Annotated in this window: 19 protein-coding genes and 1 tRNA gene; 2 read left to right on the top strand and 18 right to left on the bottom strand. The window is 46.6% G+C overall.

Going from position 1 to position 23082, the window contains the following annotated elements:
* The first annotated feature begins 12 nt into the window (after window positions 1-12).
* Together BN1002_RS10950 and BN1002_RS10955 are read left to right on the top strand one after the other, a co-directional pair.
* The gene (locus BN1002_RS10950) at window positions 13-321 is read left to right on the top strand and encodes a hypothetical protein (RefSeq protein ID WP_048825064.1); all 309 of its coding nucleotides are present in this window, start codon (window positions 13-15) and stop codon (window positions 319-321) included.
* 38 nt (window positions 322-359) lie between these two features.
* A tRNA-Gly gene (locus BN1002_RS10955) sits at window positions 360-442 on the top strand.
* A 32-nt stretch (window positions 443-474) separates the two neighbouring features.
* Here the strand turns inward: BN1002_RS10955 and BN1002_RS10960 are convergent.
* From BN1002_RS10960 to BN1002_RS24500, 18 genes are all read right to left on the bottom strand, one after another.
* Complete coding sequence (locus BN1002_RS10960) at window positions 475-2385, bottom strand: endonuclease MutS2 (protein ID WP_048825065.1); 1911 nt, start codon at window positions 2383-2385, stop codon at window positions 475-477.
* 766 nt (window positions 2386-3151) lie between these two features.
* Window positions 3152-4225 carry a tartrate dehydrogenase gene (locus BN1002_RS10965; RefSeq protein ID WP_048827894.1) on the bottom strand — a complete coding sequence of 358 codons (1074 nt, stop codon included), beginning with the start codon at window positions 4223-4225 and terminating at the stop codon, window positions 3152-3154.
* Window positions 4226-4238: 13 nt separating this feature from the next.
* The gene (locus BN1002_RS10970) at window positions 4239-5222 is read right to left on the bottom strand and encodes a hydroxyacid dehydrogenase (RefSeq protein ID WP_048825066.1); all 984 of its coding nucleotides are present in this window, start codon (window positions 5220-5222) and stop codon (window positions 4239-4241) included.
* Window positions 5223-5238: 16 nt separating this feature from the next.
* The gene (locus tag BN1002_RS10975) at window positions 5239-6432 is read right to left on the bottom strand and encodes a thiolase family protein (protein WP_048827895.1); all 1194 of its coding nucleotides are present in this window, start codon (window positions 6430-6432) and stop codon (window positions 5239-5241) included.
* Window positions 6433-6440: 8 nt separating this feature from the next.
* On the bottom strand, window positions 6441-7589 hold the full coding sequence (locus BN1002_RS10980) for an acyl-CoA dehydrogenase family protein (protein ID WP_048825067.1): 1149 nt from the start codon (window positions 7587-7589) through the stop codon (window positions 6441-6443).
* 23 nt (window positions 7590-7612) lie between these two features.
* Complete coding sequence (locus BN1002_RS10985; protein WP_048825068.1) at window positions 7613-8272, bottom strand: 3-oxoacid CoA-transferase subunit B; 660 nt, start codon at window positions 8270-8272, stop codon at window positions 7613-7615.
* On the bottom strand, window positions 8247-8963 hold the full coding sequence (locus BN1002_RS10990; RefSeq protein ID WP_148362764.1) for a CoA transferase subunit A: 717 nt from the start codon (window positions 8961-8963) through the stop codon (window positions 8247-8249). Before BN1002_RS10990 ends, BN1002_RS10985 begins: the two co-directional genes overlap by 26 nt.
* Before the next feature lie 487 nt (window positions 8964-9450).
* Window positions 9451-10932, bottom strand: coding sequence for an aldehyde dehydrogenase family protein (locus BN1002_RS10995; protein ID WP_048825069.1), 1482 nt, complete (start codon window positions 10930-10932; stop codon window positions 9451-9453).
* Between the two features lie 4 nt (window positions 10933-10936).
* On the bottom strand, window positions 10937-12112 hold the full coding sequence (locus BN1002_RS11000) for an LL-diaminopimelate aminotransferase (RefSeq protein WP_048825070.1): 1176 nt from the start codon (window positions 12110-12112) through the stop codon (window positions 10937-10939).
* A 161-nt stretch (window positions 12113-12273) separates the two neighbouring features.
* Window positions 12274-13266, bottom strand: a complete 993-nt coding sequence (locus BN1002_RS11005) for a zinc-binding dehydrogenase (RefSeq protein ID WP_048825071.1) — start codon at window positions 13264-13266, stop codon at window positions 12274-12276.
* A gap of 103 nt (window positions 13267-13369) precedes the next feature.
* Window positions 13370-13822, bottom strand: coding sequence for a DUF6376 family protein (locus BN1002_RS11010; protein ID WP_048825072.1), 453 nt, complete (start codon window positions 13820-13822; stop codon window positions 13370-13372).
* Window positions 13823-13889: 67 nt separating this feature from the next.
* Complete coding sequence (locus BN1002_RS11015; RefSeq protein WP_048825073.1) at window positions 13890-14474, bottom strand: YdcF family protein; 585 nt, start codon at window positions 14472-14474, stop codon at window positions 13890-13892.
* A gap of 74 nt (window positions 14475-14548) precedes the next feature.
* The gene (locus tag BN1002_RS11020) at window positions 14549-16951 is read right to left on the bottom strand and encodes a glycogen/starch/alpha-glucan phosphorylase (RefSeq protein ID WP_048825074.1); all 2403 of its coding nucleotides are present in this window, start codon (window positions 16949-16951) and stop codon (window positions 14549-14551) included.
* Window positions 16941-18392 carry a glycogen synthase GlgA gene (glgA, locus tag BN1002_RS11025; protein WP_048825075.1) on the bottom strand — a complete coding sequence of 484 codons (1452 nt, stop codon included), beginning with the start codon at window positions 18390-18392 and terminating at the stop codon, window positions 16941-16943. Before glgA ends, BN1002_RS11020 begins: the two co-directional genes overlap by 11 nt.
* Complete coding sequence (locus BN1002_RS11030) at window positions 18389-19417, bottom strand: GlgC family sugar phosphate nucleotidyltransferase (protein WP_048825076.1); 1029 nt, start codon at window positions 19415-19417, stop codon at window positions 18389-18391. Before BN1002_RS11030 ends, glgA begins: the two co-directional genes overlap by 4 nt.
* Window positions 19418-19437: 20 nt before the next feature.
* Complete coding sequence (locus BN1002_RS11035) at window positions 19438-20580, bottom strand: glucose-1-phosphate adenylyltransferase (protein WP_048825077.1); 1143 nt, start codon at window positions 20578-20580, stop codon at window positions 19438-19440.
* Entirely contained in the window at window positions 20498-22456 is a 1959-nt protein-coding gene (glgB, locus tag BN1002_RS11040) for a 1,4-alpha-glucan branching protein GlgB (RefSeq protein WP_048825078.1), read from the bottom strand. The genes BN1002_RS11035 and glgB overlap by 83 nt, the downstream gene beginning before the upstream one ends.
* A 446-nt stretch (window positions 22457-22902) precedes the next feature.
* Window positions 22903-22986 carry a putative holin-like toxin gene (locus BN1002_RS24500; protein WP_222928849.1) on the bottom strand — a complete coding sequence of 28 codons (84 nt, stop codon included), beginning with the start codon at window positions 22984-22986 and terminating at the stop codon, window positions 22903-22905.
* Between the last annotated feature and the right edge of the window lie 96 nt (window positions 22987-23082).

The raw sequence follows: 23082 nt of genomic DNA on the forward strand, positions 1-23082 counted from the left end.
GGGGACTTGTAAATGGATAATAAAGAACTCCAAGAGAAAATCATCGCAAATTATCAGGCGGATGAAAAAATGATGATTCTTGTTTTTGCCCAGTGGTGCATCAATAACGGATTGGACCCGGAGGCATTATACTTGAAAGCCTATCCACAGCAAGGGTTCAACCATGCTTTGCATGAGGCTTTGGAGCTCACCGTGCCAAAAGAAGAGGCCGGCGATGTGCCTGATCAAACATTGCTCGGAGTTTTATCACTTTTTTGCAATGATGATCTTGCTTTCATTGTAACTGAAGAAATAAAAAACCGGAATAAAAGAGACTTTTAGAATAGTTTTTCCCTATCTTGAGTAAACTAACCGGCAGAAGGCTTGTAGCTCAACGGGAGAGCAGCCCTCAGCCAAAAGGTGGCTGAAGTGCATCTTGCAGGTTCGAATCCTGCCAAGTCTTTAGGGTACGCTGCGCGCAGCGTACCCTTATTTTTACTCCTCATGATCCAGGTTTAAATCTGGGTTATGTCCCTTTGAAAGCAGTTTATTGGTCTTCCGGTATTCTTTTGATTTAAAGACAATATCGAAATCGTATTCTTCGGGATAAAGCTCACTGGCGGCAATCTTCAGTTTTAACCTCTTAAAGTGGACGGACCTTTTTTCTCCTTTCACCTGGACGATATAATTCCCTTGATTGTCTGGCCCCTTAACGACAATTCCATATTCATTTCCCGGAGAAATGGACACATTGTCACCCATGCTAAAAGTCTTTATCTCTTTTTTTGCTTGTTTAACTTTTTTCTGATGCTTATTAATGATCATCTGTTTCTCCATCTCTAAGGTCATTTCTCCTTGAGAGCTGTATTCTTTTTCTTCTTTGTAGGTGATTTGGTGGGCCCTTTCTATCAGTTTGGGGTGGATGCCGAGTTTCAGTGCAATGGCGAACGCCTGGCTTTCTCCGCCTCTGCCTATGATCAGCCTGTACGTTGGCTCCAATGTTTCAAGATCGAATTCCATCGACCCATTCATAAAGCCCTCATGGGTATCAGCAAACTCCTTAATTTCACTATAATGCGTAGTAGCAAGAAGGGTTGCGCCCTTAGCGTACAACTGTTCCAGGATGGCAGTCGCAAGACCCATTCCTTCACCTGGGTCTGTACCTGAACCCAATTCATCAAGCAAAACAAGACTCCTATCGTTTGTTTTCTGTAAAATCTCGATAATATTTACGATTCTGGAACTGAATGTACTAAGGTTTTCAGTAATACTCTGCCCGTCACCAATGTCAACAAGGATATTTTGATAAACAGCAATCTCGCTTCCATCTGAAACTGGTAAAAAAAGACCTGATTGGCCCATTAGGGTCAAAAGCCCGACGGTTTTAATGGTAACCGTCTTTCCGCCGGTGTTTGGTCCGGTGATGACAAGCGCATTTTCATTGCCTCCAAGTTTAATTGTAAGCGGCACAGCTTTTTCTCCAAGAAGAGGATGTTTCGCATCACGCAGGTTGATATGATGGGTATCGTTAACGGCAACCTTTCTTCCCTCAATGGACCGGCTGTACTTTGCTTTTGCAAACAGAAAATCATAATGGACCATCGTTTCCACCGCAAGGCGTATTTCTTTTTCACTCGCTTCCACCAAACCCGTGAGATAGAGAAGAATTCTTTCCATTTCCGCTTCCTCATCTGCCTTAAGCCAATCAAGCTGCTCCTGGAATAGTCCTATTTCTTCTGGTTCAACAAAGATGGTCGACCCTGACGCGGAGCTATCAAGGACAGTGCCTTTTATCTTTGCACGGTATTCCTTTTTGACAGACAATACATAACGGCCATTTCTCTGGCTTACAATGTTTTCCTGCAAATAGGTTTTATATTTATTGGATCGGACCATTTGCTGAACCTTTTCTTTCAAGCGATCTTCTTGGGTAGAAATTTGTTTCCGAATTTTTAAAAGTTCCTTACTTGCGTAGTCATCAATCATGCCATGGCGGATACATCGAGTAATCTCCGCAGCAAGCAAAGGCAGTTCCTCTATGGCAAAAATATAACTTGATACCCTAGGCCCCACATATTCCTTATCTTTCATAAAGCGTTTCATTTTACTGCAGCAGTCAAGGAAATCATTAAGCTTCGCAAACTGCTCTGGCCTCAATGCGACTCCTTTATTGATTGCGTTTAAGAGGACATCGATACCCTCCAGACCATGAACTGGAACACTCGCACTCTTCTTCATTATTTCTACCGCTTCGCCGAGTTCGTCAAGAAGCGCCGCAATCTGGTTTACGTTAACGGATGGCTCCAAACTCATTAATTTCTCTTTTCCCTGGCTTGTCAGGGCATAGGATGCAACTGTCGCTTTTACTGTTTCAAAATCCAAAACACGATACGTATGGCTATTCATTCATTTCCCTCCAAAAAATAAGTCTTTGTTATCCTTGATTGTTGATTTCCACTCCGGGGACATGCTTTCCGCGGGGCGGAGCATCTACCTGAATTTGCTTCGTGCAGCTTTGCGACGAGCTGAAAGTTCACTTCCTCGAATAGTCTATGGCGCAGGAGCAGTCTTTTTGGAGCCTCCTCGGCGTCACAGACGCCTGTTTGTCTAGCTGCAGCGCCTAGCCCCTCGAGGTCGCTTCGGTCCCGAATGTGAAGTCAAAGAACGACTTCCCCTTCTGGCCCTCCAGCGCTGGTCGGGGCTGACCAAGGCGCTTCCGCTTTTCGAGGGGTATCCACGTGCCGCTTCATCCCGCCGGAGTCAGTCCCCTCCGTTCCAATCAACTTCTTTGAAAAACAACACTCACCTGTAACTGAGCCAAAAATAAAAATAGCCGCGCTGAACAATGCCAGCGCGGCAAAAGCAAGGACGGCAAAAAACCGTCTTTATTCTCCCAATCAAACAAAAAAGCTGATGCACACAAGTACACAGCCACAATTGATAAGGAAAGTATGCTAGTATGGCCTTGTTCTTAACTTTCATTCGGACACAGTCAAATAAGACTTCCATTTCGCAAAATGAAAAACCTTCGTCCAGAATGAAAATATCCAGTTAATTGGAATTAGTTAAGAACGGCTTCCGACATAAAACATACTCCCTTAATAATTTATTGGGTTTCGAGAAAATCATAACATAGTCTTTAAATACAAGTAAAGGGGCAACCAACCAGATGTCAGAAAATTCTTTTCATCTTTTTGCAAACTTCATCGCCAAACTGGTCTGTCCTGGCATTTCCGCCTAAATCCGCGGTTAAATATAGTCTTTCCTCCAATACTTGCTGCATTGCTTCCATGATCACTTCTGCAAGTACCCTTTCACCAAGATGGTCAAGCATCAAGGCAGTGCACCAAATAGCGGCTGTCGGATTTGCCACGCCTTTTCCAGCGATGTCTGGTGCAGAACCATGGACGGGTTCAAACATGGATGGAAACTTTTTCTCGGGATTAATATTTGCAGAAGGGGCGATTCCCATTCCGCCAACAATCGCAGCGCCAAGGTCTGTGAGGATATCACCGAAGAGGTTGGAAGCAACAACGACATCGAAAGCATCCGGTTTTGATACAAAAAATGCTGCCAACGCATCGATATGGGTAATTTCTGTTTCTACCTCAGGATATTCCAGATTAACCTTCTTTACATACTCATCCCAAAAAGGCATCGTATGGTTGATGCCATTCGACTTTGTCGCTGCCGTGAGCCTTTTTCGCCTTGCCTGCTCGGCCTCTTTAAAGGCGTAACGAAGCACCCTTTCAACGCCATGCTTCGTAAAGACAGCGCTTTGGACCGCCATATCCATTTCCGTGCCTTCATACATCCTGCCGCCAATGCTGGAGTATTCTCCTTCGTTATTCTCACGGATGACGAGAAAGTCGAGGTCGCTGGCAGTCCTCCCGGCCAGTGGGGAATCAATGCCTCTTAAAAGTTTTATCGGCCGCAGATTAATATATTGCTGAAAATGCCTGCGGATTGGAAGGAGGAGCCCCCATAACGAAATATGGTCCAGAACTCCCGGATAGCCTACCGCTCCAAGATAGATGGAATCAAACCCTTCCAATTGGGCAAGCCCGTCATCAGGCATCATTCGGCCGTTTTTCAGGTAGTATTCGCAGCTCCAGTCGAACTCACTGTAATCGATCTTCAAGCCGCCATCAAATTGACAAAGCGCATCAAGTACTTTCTTTCCTTCCCTGATGACCTCACCCCCGATGCCATCTCCGGGAATGAGAGCGATTGAATAGTTCCTCACCGGCTCACCGCCTTCATTTTTGATAGACCTCGGGATTGCCGACAAAATCCGGCTTCTCTCCGGCAAGGGCTTTAAGGATGTTCCGGGCAACGGTTGTTGACATAATATAGTTACATTCGACCGTTGTTCCTCCGACATGGGGCGTGACAATCACATTTGGCAGAGTTAGAATCGGAGCATCGGCGGGTGGAGGTTCAGGCGCGAAAACATCCAATCCGGCACCAGCGATTTTTCCGTCCCGCAGACATTCATATAAATCCTCCTGATTGACGATTGCTCCCCTCGCCGTATTGATGAGATAGGCAGTGGGCTTCATCAATGAAAGCAATCGCCTGTCAATCAGGCCTTTCGTTCCCTCTGTCAGGGGAATGTGGAGGGAAATAAAATCCGCAGACTTAAAAACCGAATCTAAATCTTCGGTTATTTTCAACCCCCATTCCAAAGCTTCGCCATGCTTGCGCCCATCATATTTCCGCACCCAAACTTCCACGTCCATCCCGAGGCCAATTTTAAGCCTTTTCGCGGTTTCCTTCGCGATATTGCCGAATCCGACAATACCTACCCTCTTTCCATTCAATTCAAGAGAATTGAGAGAGGTCCTGGATTGATAGTGACCTTTGCTCATCTCATTGTGGAAAGGAATTAGGTTTTTTCCTAGCGCCATGAGAAGCATGACAGCATGCTCGGCGGTTGAAATCGCATTGACCGAAGGGGCATGCAGTACCGGAATACCCTTGGAGGTGGCATAAGCGACATCAATATTATCAAGGCCCACTCCCGCTCCGCTGATTGCCTTCAGCCTTGGTGCCGCATCAATTATTTCTTTTGTAATGTTGGCTGGGGCACGAAGGACAATTCCCTCTGCCTCGGCGGTGAGCCCGCAAAGTGATTGAGCTTCAATCTCATCTGTCCTGATTACTTCGGCGCCTTCATTCAAAATCTTCTCGCCTTCCTGATGGTACATTGAAAGGATTTGCAATATTTTTGGTTTTTTCACACCTGATCCCTCTGTTTCAGATTCGCAAATTTTCCACGATAGCCGCCAGTCCTTGCCCTCCGCCAATACATAGCGAAACAAGCCCATACCGCTTACTGGTCCTTTCAAGCTCGTTTAGTAGCTTCACCATTAAAATTGCCCCTGTCGCTCCGATTGGGTGTCCGAGGGCAATTGCTCCGCCATTCACATTCACTTTTTTCGAATCCAGACCCAATTCCTTCATGACGGCAATCGTCTGGGCGGCGAAAGCTTCATTTATTTCCATAAGATCAATATCATTTAAGGTTAGGCCTGACTGCTTCAACGCTTTTATTGTAGCAGGAACAGGGCCGATCCCCATAATTTCAGGTGATACGCCAGCCGACCCTTGCCCGATTATTTTCGCCCGCGGTTTCAGCCCCCGCTTCTGCGCCTCTATACCTTCCATGACGAGAAGGGCGGCTGCTCCGTCATTCCTCCCGCTTGCATTGCCAGCAGTAACGGTTCCCCCCTCCTTGAAGACAGGCCGAAGCTGAGCCAGCTTTTCTAGAGAAGTGAGCCTTGGATGTTCATCCTGAGCAAAATAGGTTTCTCCTTTTTTCGTTTGAAGCCGAATCGGAATAATTTCACGATTAAATTTGCCTGAAGAGATTGCAGCAGACGCTTTCTCCTGGCTTCCTTGGGCGAATTCATCCTGCTCCTTGCGGCTAATGCTATACTTTGCCGCAAGATTTTCTGCCGTCAGCCCCATTGTCAGATGGCCATATACCTCAATTGGCTGGGCGCGGGGCTGGCTTTCCGTATTCGGATCAAGGAGCTCCCCGTTCCCCGCCCCATATCCGTAACGGGCTTTCCTTAAATAATAGGGGGCTGTGCTCATGCTCTCCGCTCCTCCGGCAATGGCAACCCTACTTATTCCGGCCATGATTTCATGGGAGGCATTCAGGATCGCCTGCAGCCCTGAAGCGCATTGGCGGTGGACTGTATAGCCTGGGACTTCGACAGGAAGGCCTGCCCTAAGTGCAGCCAGCCTGGCCAGATTGGGTGTATCTGAGCTTTGCTTTGCGTGTCCCCAGACAACTTCGTCAATTTCCGTCCCATCCATATCTGTCCTCGCCAGCAGTTCCTTCATGACAGCTTCAGAGAGGCGGTCAGCCTCTACATCCTTTAAAGCCCCGCCCATCCTGCCGATCGCAGTCCGGACTCCCTCAACAATAACTGCTGTTCTCAGGCCCGGCACTATTTCATCCCTCTCTTTAGCTCAGCGGCAATAATGTTTTTCTGAATTTGGCTTGTACCTTCATAAATTTTTGTGATCCGAGCATCCCTGTAAAACCTTTCGATTGGGTAATCCTTCATATAGCCAATGCCGCCATGGATTTGAACAGCAAGATCGGCAATTCTGTTATAAACCTCCGAGCCGTAAAGCTTTGCAACCGCTGCCTCTTTCACAACACGCATTTTTTGGTCGCTCATCCATGCGACCCTGTAGGTAATGGAGCGGAGCACTTCTATTTCCGCCGCCATCTCCGCGAGCATATGCTGGATAGCCTGCTGTTCAAAAATTGGCTTTCCGAATTGCTCCCTTTTCATCGCGTAATCAAGGCTCATGTCGAGTAGTTTTTCACAGGAACCAAGATTTCTGGCTGCAAGGCCAGCCCGGCCATTTGCCAAAATTTTTAACGCGTTCAAGTAGCCTTTGTTTTCTTCGCCGAGTACATTGTCCACTGGCACTTCCAAATCTTCAAAAAATAGTTCGGCTGAGTGTGACCCACGCAATCCCATTTTTCTTTCAACCGAACCGAGGACGAAGCCTGGGAAAGATTTTTCCACAATAAATGATGTAATTCCTTTTGCACCTTTATCCGGATCAGTGACAGCCATCACCGTAAAAATATGGCCGCATACCGCATTGGTAATATAATGCTTTGATCCGTTCAGTATATAACGGTCTCCCTTTTTTACGGCTCTCGTTTTAAGGGCGGCCGCGTTGGAGCCGGCGCCGGGTTCCGTAAGCGCAAAAGCGCCAATCCATTCTCCGGATGCCATTTTAGGCAGATATTTCCGCTTCTGCTCCTCCGTCCCCAACTCAACGATGCCAACCGATCCAATACCTGTGTGGGCACCAATTAATGTGGTATACCCATTATGTGTTTTACCAAGCTCCTCATAAATGGCGCATTTCCCAACCATGTCGAGGCCAAGCCCCCCGTATGCCTCGGGTATTCCCAGCCCGAACAGTCCAAGCTCTTTTGACAAATCAACGATTTTTTCCGGTATTTCATCGTTCTCCTCTATCTCCATCGCGACTTTTTCTACTTCCGCTTTCACAAAATCTCTGACCGCGGCGCGGAGGAGTTCAATCTCTTCCGGGAATGTGAAATCCATACCATTTCCCCCTCTTTAGAAAATCACCAGCGCTTTAATGGCTCCGCAACCTTAAATTCTGCTTCTGTCAAAGCCTTTATTTTCTCCAGCGAACAATCGGCAGACAATTCTTCAAGAACCAAATGCCCTGAAGCTGTTGAAAAGACCCCGAGTTCTGTCACAATCAGCTCCGCGTGTTGAATGCCTGTTGACGGATAGGTCAATTGGCGGACAAGCTTTGATGAACCATCCTTCGCGGTATGGGTAAGAGCCACGATAATCTTTTTTGCCCCAGGGACGAGGTCCATCGCCCCGCCAACACCGAGAATGTCGGTCCCGGGCACAGCCCAGTTGGCAATTTCACCGCTTTCACTCACTTGAAGCGCCCCAAGGACAACGACATCAATATGGCCGCCTCTAATCATCCCGAAAGATTCGCTACTCGAAAAAATCGCCGCGCCGGGCTCAAGCGTAACCGGATGTTTGCTGGCACTTATGCAATCCATGTCGATTTCCTCTGAAGGAGGGGGAGGCCCCATGCCCAGCAGACCATTTTCTGAGTGAAGGTACACCCCTTTTCCAGGCTCTATATATGCCGGGATGAGGGTAGGAATGCCGACCCCGAGATTTACAACCATTCCCCTTTTAAATTCCATGGCGATTCGCCTGGCAATTTTTTCACGGTCTAAGGTGCTTTTTGACATAAAAGCCACCTGCCTTTTCATAACGGCTCAAGACTAAAACGTCAACATAAGTATGCGGGGTGATAATAGATTCGGGATCAAGTGAACCAGCGGGAACAATTTCATCCACTTCTGCAATGACCAGATCAGAGGCGGTCGCCATCGCCGGATTGAAATTGCGGGCCGATTTCGAGTAAACAAGGTTTCCCAAAGAATCAGCCTTCCAAGCTCTAATAAGAGATGCATCCGCCCTGATAGCCTCGATTAAAATATTCCTCTCTCCTTTGAAAAGCCGTTCTTCCTTGCCTTTTGCGAGTTCAGTGCCGACACCAGTTTTCACATAGAAAGCCGCAATCCCGGCTCCCCCGGCACGAATTGCTTCTATAAAAGAACCTTGTGGATAAAGTTCGATTTCAAGGTTACCCGCCTTCCAGGCCTTTACTGCATCACGATTGGATGTGAAATAAGAGCCAACCGCTTTTTTTATTTGTCGTGTCTGCAAAAGAATGCCCAGCCCTTTGCCGGACTCTCCAAGGTTATTGCTGATTATCGTCAATTCCCGCAACGACGCATTTTCACTGATTGCATCAATTAAGGTAAAAGGCGTTCCACAAAGCCCAAAGCCTCCGACCATGACAGTATTCTTTTCACTCAGAAGCTCCACAGCCTCCTCTGGCGTGCGGAGCTTTTCTGATTCCACAGGTAGTGCCAAACCGGCGCCTCCTTTCTGTCAAAAAGTGTCCCATTCGAGGACACTACTATACTAATTACCTGCTATTCAAAGTTTTTTTCTAGATTGTTGATTTCCACTCCGTGGACATGCTTTCCGCGGGGCGAAGCATCTACCTGAATTTGCTTCGTGCAGCTTTGCGACGAGCTGAAGGTTCGCTTCCTCGAATAGCCTGTGGCGCAGGAGCATTTTTTTTGGAGCCTCCTCGGCGTCATAGCCGCCTGTGGGGTCTCCACGTGCCGCTGCATCCCGCCGGAGTCAGTCCTCTCCGTTCCAATCTACTTCATGAAAATCAACACTCACCTTTAACTGAGCTTATCCGTTAAAACCGCATTCCTACTAATGTGTATGAAAAAAAAGAATTGAAAAGTAGTAATCCGGGTAAAAACTTGATTAATATAGGACAGCCATATCCCATATACGAAAAGACCCGCATCTTGCGGGCTCTTCATTCAAAAACAAATCGTGCTTATTTATTGTCTATTTGCGCTCGCTGGAGGGTCCCGCTGAAATCAACGTAAATTGATTTCCATTCAGTATAAACATCAAGCGCGGCAACTCCTGAATCTCGGTGCCCATTTCCTGTGCCCTTCGTTCCCCCGAATGGAAGATGGATTTCTGCACCAGTCGTCCCTGCATTTATATATACAATGCCAGTATCAAAATCGCGCATCGCCATGAAAACTTTATTGACGTCCCTCGTGAAAATGGAGCTTGAAAGGCCGAATTCCACATTGTTATTCACCTCAATGGCCTCTGCCAGGCTTTTGACAGGGATAAGGGATGTAACCGGCCCGAAAATTTCTTCTTTGGCAATCGTCATATTCGGGGAAACATCTGTAAACAACGTTGGCTCATAATAATGTCCTTTTGCAAAATCAGCCCCGGCAAGGACTTTGCCCCCACACAATAGCTTTGCCCCTTCCTGGACACCTTTTTCCACATAATCATTTATGCGCCCAAGCGATTCCCTGTTTATGACGGGACCAACATCAACCTGTTCATCGGACCCATTGCCGACCTTCAACTCGGAGATCCGTGCCACCAGCTTTTTTTCCAGCTCTTCCTTTACGGCTTCATGGACGATGATCCTGCTGCAGGCGGTACACCGCTGGCCCGCCGTTCCGTAAGCGCTCCATATAATGCCATCAACCGCGAGATCCAAATCGGCATCTTCCAGCACCGTCACCGCGTTTTTACCGCCCATTTCAAGGGATGTCCGCTTCAGGAGGCTGCCAGCGCGCCCATTAATCGCCTTTCCGACTTCATTCGAACCTGTAAACGAAATGATATCGACATCCGGGTGCTCGACAAGGGCATTCCCGACAACACTGCCGCTGCCAAAAACAACATTCATCAATCCTTTCGGCAACCCAGCCTCTTCAAAAACCTTCACAAATTCCGCGGCCATGAACGGCGTCTCCGATGCAGGCTTCCAAACAACCGCATTCCCGGCGACTAGAGCAGGCAGTGACTTCCATGAAGCGATCGCAATCGGGAAGTTCCAGGGAGTGATCAAACCGGCAACACCAACTGGCACCCTGACACTCATCGCAAATTTATTCCTTAGTTCAGAGGGCACAGTATCACCGAACAGCCTCCGTCCTTCACCAGCCATATAATAGGCCATGTCGATGGCTTCCTGAACCTCACCTCTTGCCTCGGCAATGACCTTTCCCATTTCAGCAGTTAAGATTTGCGCCAAGTATTCTTTCTTTTCTTTCAGGATTCTTGCAACTTCATATAAAATCTCCGCCCGTTCGGGAGCAGGGACTAGCCGCCATGATTTTTGCGCATTTTTAGCGGCCGTGACTGCCCCGTCGACGTCATTTGCATTAGAAACCACTACTTCGCCCAGCACCTCTCCCGTCGCGGGATTGATATTCTGTAAATATAGTCCCGTTTCTGATTGCGTCCAAACTCCATTTATATAGTTATCATAGCGTTTCATTTTCTCAACCCTTCCGCAATTTGATCTGTTTTTTCATTCTGGACGCCGCTTCATTCAGCCTGTCACTGGACTGGGAAAGGGATATCCTGAAATAACCCTCACCCGATGGGCCGAATGCGCTCCCTGGCGTAATAATCACCCCTGCCTTCTCCAAAACCTCCTCGGCAAACTCCGCCGACGAATAGCCTGTTGGGACAGCCGCCCAAATAAAAAATGTCGCATTCGGCGGCTCGGCATCAATGCCAATTTCCTTAAGGGCTTCCACCATTCTTTTCATCCGATCGAAATAAATGAGATTATTTTCCTCAACGCATTTTTGATCAGATCTTAAAGCATGCGCCCCAGCCAGCTGAATGGGTGTGAATTGGCCGGTATCAGTATTATTTTTATAGACTGATAGTGCCCTGATCACTTCTTTATTCCCGACCGCATAGCCGATCCGCCAGCCAGTCATGCAATACGTTTTTGACAGTGAGCCGAATTCAACCGCAACGGTCTTCGCCCCTTTTGCCTCAAGAATGCTCGGAGCTTTGCCATCGCCGAAAACGACCTTGTTATAGGCCGAATCTTGCGCGACAATGATGTCATTCTCTTTTGCAAAATCAACCGCCCTTTGGAAAAATGGTAGATCCGCCGAGGCTGCGGTCGGGTTGCCCGGAAAATTCAAAAACATCATACGTGCTTTTGCGAGCACATCAGAGGGGATATTTTCAAAAACAGGCTTGAAGCCGTTCTCCTTTTTCATCGGCATATTATGGTAGTTACCTCCGGCAAGAGACACAGCCATCCTGTATGGCGGATAGGAGGGATCCGGGACAAGGACGGTTTCACCGGGGTCAATCATTGCCGGGACAAGGTGGGCAAGTCCTTCTTTGGAACCGATCAATGCCAGCACTTCAGTTTCAGGATCCAGTTCCACATTGTACTCCCGTAAGTAAAACTCCGAAACAGCTTTTCTGAACTCAGGATGCCCAGCAAAATTCGGATATCGTGAATTTTCAGGTTTCCTCACTTCTTCTATGAGCTTATCCACAATATGCCCGGGAACAGGCAAATCCGGATCACCAATTCCGAGGTCGATGACATCAATGCCAGACTTGATCATGGCGGCTTTCTTTTTCCCAAGTTCAGCAAACATATATGGAGGGATCTGTCCCATCCTTTCAGACTGATACCGCAAACTATTTCCTCCTTTTCCATAGGTGGTCCCCTACAGAAAAAGTATGGGAAAATTACTCGAGTATGACAGCATTTTAATAAATCCCTAAAACCTTCTCCAGACATAGCAAAACCCCCGCATTTTGTGCGAGGGTTTTATCACATATTCTATTAATTCGCTGATCAACTGACGATAAAGCCTATTTTGCCAAGCTGCTCCGCCTTGTCAAGCTTATCAAAAGCAGCCTTGTAATCGGTAAGGCTGAACATTTGATCGATGACTGGCCGGATATTGTGTGCCTCTATAAAGGACAGCATTTCCCGATGTTCCTCCGCGCTCCCCATAGTTGATCCCAATAAATTGAATTGCCCGTAAAAAAAGCTCCGCAGATTCAAATCAACTGTATCACCGGCTGACGCTCCGAACGTAACCACTGTGCCCCCGGCCCTAAGCTGGCTCAATGATTTATTGAAGGTTGCGGCGCCAACCGACTCAATGACAACATCCATCTTCTCGCCGCCGAGCGCTTTTTTCCAGTCTCCATTGCTGTCAAAAGCTTGATCCGCGCCCATTTCAAGCGCGCTAGTGCATTTTTGTTCTGACCGGGAAGAGACGTAGACCGTCGCTCCCGCTGCCTTAGCCATTTGCAGCATCAACGTTGCGACACCCCCTCCTATCCCGGGGATTAGAATTTTCATTCCCGCCTTAATTTTCGCTCTTGTGAAGAGGACCCTGTACGCGGTCAGTGCGGCCAGCGAGAGGACGCCGGCCTCTTCCCATGTCAAAAAGGCTGGTTTAGGAACCGCATTTTCTGCTGGAATGACTACATACTCGCCAAAAGTACCATGAAAAGGATGGCCTAGAATCTCAAAGCCTGCAGGGGGAGCATCCGACTTTTCGCGCCAGCCAAGACCAGGATTAATGATGACTTCATCACCTGGATTTGCTCCTTCCACTCCTTCTCCGACCGCATCAATAATTCCGGCGCCATCCGAACCAAGAATCAGCGGGGGTTCCGTGCCCTTGTGCCTCTCAAGAATGATCAAATCACGGTGATTCATTCCGGCTGTTTTCAGCCGCACCCTCACTTCACCCTTGCCCGGTTCCACTTTTTCAATTTCTTTTAACGACAAACCTTCCATGCCGGTTGTGCCCGCATGAACAAGTGCCTTCATTCCGCTCACTCCAGTGCTTTAATATGTACCTCTTTATTGTGGCTTACTTTGTCAAAAATTGCATGCCTTTCCGCTTAAAAAACAAACCGGCGTTCCCGCCGGTTCATTTTTCATTGATATTTTCTTTCAAATCCGTAAATGCTTTTTTCAATTCCTCAACTGGCTTTTTTAGGTCCTCCTTATCCAGGAACTCCTCATCCAGCTTCCCTTGATTAATCCGATTCAGGTAAAGGTCAATCTTATCTTCAAGAACAGCGCTTTTTTCAACTACATTCCTATGAAATCCATCCGCTACTTTTGGCGCTTCTACTTTACTGAACTCCTTGATCTCGTTTTTCATTTCTTCCAGCTTACTTTTCAATTCTTCCTTCGCCTGCTCATCATGGACGGCTTCCTCGGCTTTTAAGGATGCCTCTTTTGCAAAATCAGCCGCCTTCTCCAAGTATTGTGAAGCTTCCGCTGTATATTCCTTTAAGTCATTCCCGCCCTCGCTTGCAGCACAGCCTCCAAGGATGGCAATAAACAGACAAGCGAAAATGGCCAATATCCTTTTCATCGGTAATCCTCCTCATAGCATCATTCTGCTTTATTGATTCCTATGAGATTCAATACCCAGTTTCCTATCAATTTAATACACTGGTGAGGTAGTATTTTGTCAAGGCCAGATATTCACGGGCATACGATTTCACAACCGCCTGCCTTGGTGTTTCGGCCGGCAGCCCACCTAACTCCAGTCCATATCTCTTGGCGATCATCTTGGCACGGTATAGATGAAAGTCATTCGTGACGACCAGACCTTCTTTCAACCCTTTAGGCAAAAGCTCCTTTGAAAAGGAGATATTTTCATATGTACTCGTTGACCTATCTTCAAGAATAATCCTGTCCCCTTCGATCCCAAGCTTTACAAGCTCATCCTTTATCGCGGCAGCCTCGGTTATATCCTCACCTGGCCCCTGGCCTCCCGAGGCTATGGCGATTGTCAAAGGATTATCCAATAGATATTTTCCTGCCGCATCAATCCTTGCCTGTAGAGAAAGTGAGGGGACCATCCCCTTTACCCTGGCTCCAAGTATGATTAAGTAATCCGCACCCGGCGGAGGTGTTTCCTTGCCGTGCTGCATGATCTTTATGTGCAGGAAGCCAGTATAAATCAACCCGGCCATCCCGAGCAGCAATAGCCCCTTTTTCCATCTCTTTATTTTCCCCATTTTTTTCTCCTGATAGATTGAAGTATGTAAAACCGGCAAGGAAGCCGCCAGTCGGCTTCCTTGCCATAACTTGATTATCTGATGACAACAGGCTCTGTATGCCAGATGTCATCAGCATATTCCTGAATCGTCCTGTCGCTGGAAAAGAACCCTGATTTAGCAATATTGATCAAACTCTTTTTATGCCAGGAAGTTTTGTCACCGAACTGCCTGCCAATCTCCTCCTGTATATCCGCGTAGGAAGAAAAATCCCTGAAAACAAAATACTGGTCATTATACGCAAGCAGCGAATCATAAATTTCAGTGAATTCATTGTACGTATCAGGGAAAAAACCATTAACAAGCTGGTCGACGACAGTACGGATCCTCCGGTCATAGTGATAATATTCCTGGGCGTGATAGCCGCCGTTCTGCTGGTATTCAAGCACTTCCGCCGCGCTCAGGCCGAAAAGGAAAATGTTCTCCCTGCCGACCAATTCGGTTATTTCCACGTTCGCCCCATCCAGCGTACCAACGGTCAGCGCACCATTCATCATAAACTTCATGTTTCCTGTTCCGGACGCTTCCTTGCTTGCAGTTGAGATTTGTTCACTCACATCCGCGGCTGGGAAAATTTCCTCTCCTAGTGAAACCCGGTAATTTTCGAGAAAGACCACTTTCATCTTTTTATTTACTACCGGATCGTAATTGACCTTATCGGCGACGCTGTTAATCAGTTTGATGACTTTTTTTGCAAAATAATAACCCGGTGAGGCTTTTGCGCCAAAGATGAACGTTCTGGGATGCATATCATAATGCGGATTTTCTTTGATCCGGTTATACAAGTACATAATGTGCAGAACATTCAGCAGCTGGCGCTTATAGGCATGCAGACGCTTGACCTGTACATCAAAGATCGAATGAGGGTCAACCGTGACGCCTGTCTTTTCAAGGATCCTGTCCGCCAGCCTCTCTTTATTGGCTAATTTGATTTGGGCAAGCTTTTCAAGGAAAGCCGGACTGTCCCTGAATTGCAAGAGCTTATCCAGCTGCATCGTATCCTCGATCCACTCGGGGCCGATGGAGTCTGTGATCAGCGCCGACAAGCGCGGATTGGCTTTCATAAGCCAGCGGCGGTGGGTAATCCCGTTTGTTTTATTGTTGAACCTTTCCGGAAAAACTTGATAATACAAATTCATTTCCCGTTCCTTCAGTATATCTGTATGCAACTTGGCAACCCCGTTAATGCTGTGGCTGCCGACAATGGACAGCGGAGCCATCCGGACTTCGTTATGCGCGACGATCGCCATCGACTCAATCCTTTTCCAGTCTCCTGGATACCTGTCCCAAAGCCCCTTGCAAAAACGCTCGTTAATTTCCTCGACAATCATATAAATTCTCGGCAGCAGTGGCTTGAAAATACGGACCGGCCACCTTTCCAATGCTTCAGACAAAGTGGTGTGGTTTGTATAAGAAAGCGTATTGACCGTTAAATGCCATGCCTCATCCCAGCCCAGGCCCTCATCATCCATGAGAATCCTCATCAGTTCAGGAACGGCCAACGCAGGGTGGGTATCATTGATGTGGATGCTAGTATGTTCATGCAGCTCGAAAATACTGCGGTTTTTCTTTTTGAATGACTTGATGATCGCCCTTAGGCTCGCCGCGACAAGGAGGTATTGCTGTTTCAGGCGAAGGATCTTTCCTTCATCGTGCGTATCATCCGGATATAAAAACTCGCAGATTCCCTCGGTTTCTTTTTTATATTTCAAAATATCCGTATTTGCGGAGAATTTGGAAGGTTCCGCATCCCAAAGCCTGAGCGTGTTGACAGTATGATTGTGATAACCGAGGACCGGCATATCATACGGCACGGCAGTTACGATTTCGGCATTTATGTGTTTAAAGACGAGCCGGCCATTTTCAACCGTGCTCTCCACTTCTCCCCAAAAAGGGATTTCTTCTGCCTCGTCACCCTTCCTCACCTCCCAGACATGCCCATGCTTCAGCCATTGCTCGGGAAGTTCAACCTGGTATCCGTCCACAATTGTCTGTTCAAATAAACCATGCTTGTAGCGGATTCCGCAGCCATGGCCAGGTATGCTTAAGGAGGCGAGAGAATCGAGGAAACAGGCGGCGAGCCTTCCAAGCCCGCCGTTCCCAAGGCCTGCATCCGCCTCGAATTCTTCAAGGTCATCCAAATTAATCCCCAGATCTTCAAGCCCTTTACTGACAATCCCCTCTACTCCTAAATTCATTAAATTATGGCGGAGAAGGCGGCCAAGCAAAAATTCAATCGACAAATAATAAACCTGCTTTTTGCCTGAAGTCCGGTACATTTCATTCGTTTTGATCCAATCTTTGCTGACGTATTCCCTGATTAGGATTCCCAATGTCTGAAACTGTTCCCGTCTGGTGCTTTCCTTAAATTTGGTTCCATAAGCCATTTCCAGTTTTGTAATAAAAGCCTCTTTAAATTCCGGCACACTAGAAAACATGCGGATCACCTCTTCTTGGAAGCTCTTCATATAACTGCTGGTATCGCAGTGCCGATTGTGTCCAGCTGAAATCGAGTTCCATCATTTTACTAACCAGGCGGCGCCATTCGTCACCCCTTCTGTAATAGGAGATTGCCCGTTCAATCGTGTAAAGCATGTCATGGGCATTGAAATTTGTAAAAGTAAACCCATTGCCGCTTCCGGATACTTCATTATACGATTTGACCGTATCATTCAAGCCGCCCGTCTCCCTCACAATCGGGATCGCACCATATCTCATTGCAATCAATTGGCTCAGGCCGCACGGTTCGAACTTGGAAGGCATTAAAAACAAATCCGCGCCGCCATAAATCCTGTGGGCAAATGACTCATCAAAGCCGATGAAAGCTTTACACTGGCCTGGATATTGGCTGCTCATATGACTGAAGAAATACTCAAATTCCCTGTCGCCTGTCCCAAGGACGATCATTTGGACGCCGGTGGCCATAATTTCATGAAAAACTCCCCTGACGAGTTCCAGGCCTTTTTGCCTCGTGAGCCTCGTTACCATTGCCATTAAAGGGACATTGTCATCCTGTGGCAACCCGAATTGCCTTTGGATCGAGCGTTTGTTTTCCAGTCTCGCCTCAAGGCTATCAGCTGAAAAATGGGCATCAAGAAAGGGGTCTGTATCCGGATTGTACAATTCATAATCAATCCCGTTTACGATTCCTTCCAAATCAGGGCTTCTCATCCTTAGCACCCCATCAAGGCCCTCACCGAAATAGGCTGTTTTGATTTCTTCCCTGTATGTAGGGCTTACCGTTGTAATTTTATCCGCTGATATGAGCGCTGCCTTCATAAAATTAATATTTCCGTAGTATTCAAGCTGGTCCGGTGTGAAATAGCTGTCATCAAGGCCGAGCAAGTCATTCATAACTTCTTTCGGGAAAATCCCCTGAAACTGTAAATTATGAATGGTAAAGACGGTCCTGATTCCCCTGTAGCCATCCCGATGGCGATACTGTTGATTTAAGAGAAACGGAATCATGCCTGTGTGCCAGTCATGGCAATGGATTATATCCGGATAAAAGCCAAGCTGCCCAATGCTCTCCAGGACAGCCCTGCAAAAGTATGAAAACTTTTCTCCTTCATCATAGTCGCCGTACATCTGGCTCCGGAAAAAATAATATTGGTTATCAACAAAATAATAGACGATCCCGTCATGCTCCAGCTCTTCAATCCCGCAGTATTGGTTCCTCCATCCAAGAGACACCGTGAAATCGCTGACTTTCTTCATTTTCGATTTAAATTCCTCAGGAATAAGCGAATATTTAGGGAGCATGACTCTTACGTCAAAACCCAAGTTCTTTAACTCCTTGGGCAACGACCCGGCGACATCCGCCAGGCCTCCCGATTTAATAAATGGTACACACTCCGATACTGCGAATAAAAGCTTCACGTATTATGCCACGCTCCCTGTACCCTGCCTTTCCTGATCACACCAGGGCTTTCTTCCGATGCAATCAGTTCGGCACCGTCCTCAATCAGCACATCTTTATCCAGAATGACGTGTTCAAGCACACAATTTTCTCCGACTTTTGATTTTTGCATAATAATACAATTTTTCACAACCGCACCTTTGCCAATTTTAACTCCCCTGGCGATGATGCTGTTTTCCACAACTCCTTCAATATGGCAGCCATTCGCAATCATTGAATTGCGGACAGAAGATGTCGAGGAGTACCTCGCAGGAGGCTCATCCTTTACTTTTGTCAAAATAGGCCTCTCTTTCGCGAATAAGCCATTCCAAATAGTTGGATTCAAGAGATTCTTGCTTGCCTCGGAATAACTGGCGATTGAATCGATTTGAATGGCAAAACCTTCATAATTATGGGAATGGACACTATAATGGCTGTTCAGATCTGTCACAGCATCCCGAATGGTCTGGTACCCCGTCTCCTCGCGCCTCTCAATCAGTTCAACAAGCAATTCCCTGCTCAGCAAATAAATATCAAGCGAAACCCCATCCTTTTTGAGTTCGGTGATATCCTTGCCTGATTCGATATGCTCATCAAGAATTGGGCAAAAATCCATGTTGAAAACTGTATAAGCGTTGGCAACTAACGCGTATGGCTGCCGGCTTCGGGTAAAGAAATCAAGGTTTGCTGCAAAATCCTCCAGCGGTCCGATTCCTGTGACCGGCTTGTCATGCAGAGTGGATGGAAAGAAGAACAATCCATCTCTTTTCCGGTTCAAGTCCCAATTCCGCCCCGATCCGAGGTGGTCCATAAGGGACCGATATTGATATTTTGAAAAAATAGCAACGCTTTGAATATCGGAATTTACCATATTTGAGAGGATGAAATCTATCAGGCGGTATCTTCCGCCAAAAGGAATGGCCGCGACAGATCTGTGAATAGTCAATTCATCCAGATCCTTATGGAATGTCGTGGCATCAATAACACCCAGCATATCTTTTTTCAATTGTTGCCCCTCCCTGCGGATTATTTGGACAAGAGATGATCAATTGTATCTTCGGAAACAAGTACAGCTTCGCCATTATCGCCTTTTATGACCGATCCATTCGGGATTGACATACCCGGCGAGATAATAGCCTTCTCAATCACACAGCCTGATCCGATGACTGCATCGGGCATAATGACAGACTCTTTAATCGTCGCCCCTTTTTTAATCGATACTCCTTGAAAGACGACTGTCTTTTCCACTTGCCCCTCAATGACACAGCCTTCATTTACAAGGGATTCCCGAAGAGTGGCCTCCGGACAAATATACTGCGGAGGCTGATTTGGGTTGACCGAATAGATGCGCCAGCCCTGGTCAAAAAGATTCAACTCCGAGTTTTCATCAAGCAGATCCATATTAGCCTCCCACAGGCTCTGCACTGTCCCGACATCTTTCCAGTAGCCCTTAAATGGGTACGCAACAAGTTTTTTGCCTTCTTCTAATAGGCGGGGAATAATATCCTTCCCAAAATCGTGAGAGGACTCGGGATTTTCGTTATCCCTTTCTAGATATGCCTCGAGCAGTTTCCAGTTAAAAATATAGATTCCCATTGATGCAAGGTTGCTTTTAGGTTCTTTCGGTTTCTCCGCGAACTCTCTGATTCTATAATTTTCATCTGTATCCATGATGCCAAACCGGCTAGCCTCATCCCAAGGAACTTCAATGACAGAGATTGTCACATCCGCCTGATTCTCAATATGGTGGTCAAGCATTTTCTCATAGTTCATTTTATAAATATGGTCTCCGGACAAAATCAACACATACTCAGGATCATACTGCCTTAAATATGTCAGATTTTGATAAATGGCGCTCGCCGTACCTTCATACCATTTCACCTCAGACGATACACTGTATGGAGGCAGGACAGTAACCCCTCCATCCATCCTGTCAAGGTCCCAGGCACTGCCGATCCCGATATAACTGTTCAGGACCAACGGCTGGTATTGTGTAAGCACTCCTACCGTATAGACACCGGAGTTTGTGCAATTGCTTAATGGAAAGTCAATGATCCGGTACTTTCCACCGAATGGCACCCCCGGTTTAGCCAGTTCTTTTGTCAATGAATTCAGCCTGCTTCCCTGTCCTCCCGCCAGAAGCATGGCCACCATCTTCTTCTTTTGCATTAGCATTTATCCCCTTTCTCTTTTTGACTGGCCTTAGAATTGATATGCCATAAGGCGGCACGTTCATTACGATGGAATAAGGCATTCCATGAAACCCTTCATTTTCGGCCTTAATTACCTTTTTATTAATGACTCCTGACCCGCCGTACTCAATGGAATCGCTATTTAGGATTTCTCGGTACCTTTCAGGCGCTGGTACGCCAATCCGATAACCTGTATAAGCCTGCCATGTGAAGTTGCAGACAATAACAAGGAAATCATCCGCATTGTTTCCCTTACGAACAAAGGAGAATATGGATTGATGATGGTTATCCGCATCAATCCATTCAAACCCTTCCGGACTGGAATCCAATTGAAACAGGGGTTTGGAGCGTTTATAAAGCTTATTCAATTCTTTTACGTACTCGTTCAGTTTGGCGTGCTTCTCGTAATCTGTGAGGTGCCAATCAAGCTGCTCTTGGTCTTTCCACTCGGCGAATTGCCCCAATTCCGTACCCATGAAAGTCAGCTTTTTGCCTGGATGGGCAATTTGATAGCCAAGAAGCAGCCTTAGCTGGGCGAACTTCTGCCAGTAATCGCCCGGCATTTTATCCAGAAGCGATTTTTTCCCGTGCACAACCTCATCATGGGAAAAAGGAAGGACGAAATTTTCCGAGAAGGCATACATCATCGAAAAAGTCACTTTGTTATGATGATGCCGTCTGTGATTGGGGTCAGTTTCCATATACTTCAAAATGTCGTTCATCCACCCCATATTCCACTTGTATGTAAAACCAAGTCCGCCATGCTTGGGATTCGCAGTAACATTCGGCCAGTCCGTGGAATCTTCAGCAATCATAAGAATACTTGGGTGGAAAGAGGTAACGGCAGTATTCAATTTCTTTAAAAAAGATATTCCGTATGGATTGACTTCATTTTCGGAGCCAGGCCAGTAAATGATATTGGCGACCGCATCGACCCTGAAGCCGTCTATATGATATTTTTCCAGCCAGAACAAGGCGTTTGAAATGAGAAAGCTGAGGACCTCAGTTTTTCCAAGATCAAAGTTAGCGGTGCCCCATACCCGGTTTTCCCGGTCTTTTTCAATCCGGTAATCATACGCAAATCCGCCATCGAAGTTATACAGTCCGTGCGCATCTTTGCAAAAATGGCCCGGAACCCAATCAAGGATGACACCGATATTATTTTGGTGGCATTTATCGACGAAGTACATAAAATCATGAGGCGTTCCATATCTGCTTGTAACAGAAAAATAACCAGTGGATTGGTACCCCCATGAAATATCAAGGGGATGCTCGGTCAGTGGAAGGAGTTCAATATGTGTATATCCGTGTTCAAGAACATAGGGCACAAGCTGATCAGCAGCCTCCCGGTAATTGAGGAATGACCCGTCCTCAGCTTTTTTCCAGGAGCCGAGATGCACTTCATAAATAGCGGCCGGTTCAGAAACAGAATCTTTTTTATCACGTTTCCGAATCCACGATCGGTCACTCCATTTATATCCATCCAATGGAGTGACAACCGAAGCTGTGTCTGGCCTCAATTCAGAATAAAAAGCATAAGGGTCAGCCTTCAATTTCTTTTCTCCGGAAGGAGTAATAATTTCGTACTTATAGAGTGCTCCTGTCAAATCTTTTTCAACAGCAAAAAACCAGACACCTTCCTTGTTAACTTTTTCGAAATCATAACCAGCTCCATCCCAGCCATTAAAATTACCGGCCAGCCTTACTGCGGAGGCATGTGGAGCCCACACACAAAATTTTGTATATGTTCTGCCGCCTTCATTTATGATATGGGCGCCAAATAACTCATGGCTTTTAAAAAGAGCCCCCTCATGAAACAAATGAAGCTGAAACTCTGTTGGATGAAACGTCATCCTATTCACCTGCCTATCCTCAGTAATATTCTAGTTTCCATAAATTTACCTACGTAAACATTCTTTAAAATCTTTTCGACACCCAATTATGGAAAACCTTTAAAAATCGGCGATTTTCCTCAATTCTTTAAGAAATACTCGCTGAAGCGCTTTCAAAGAAGGTGAATAAAACCGATGCCCAAGTGATGTCGAAAGAGGAAAAAGATGGTAGCAGGGCGTTTGTTCATGTGAAAAGTTGAACAAACAAGGAGGAAGTAGCCCATTTTCTGCCTTGTGAAGGCTCCTCTATTTTCTTTTTTGCTTAATTCGGGTATAATGAACTAAATGAGAGAATGAAAAGGCCGGCCATGTTGGAGCATGCCCGGACCTTGATCGACGGTTCCCGGAAATGCTAATTGGGAATAAAGCAATAACCCGCCTCTTCTGCTTGCCGGCTCAAGGGTGGGTTATTTTTTTTGGTTTACAGACAGTACAGCAACAATCAGGCTAGCGAACGAAATGGCCAGCATTAATCCTTGAAAAACCGTCATTAAGCATCACCCCCTTTCACTGGGAGTGCTTTTAACCACCCTTGATGAACCGCCGATTAGGTTAATTATAACATATATCCGCCTATTTTACGAACA

Source organism: Bacillus sp. B-jedd (assembly GCF_000821085.1).
GTDB lineage: Bacteria > Bacillota > Bacilli > Bacillales > Cytobacillaceae > Bacillus_D.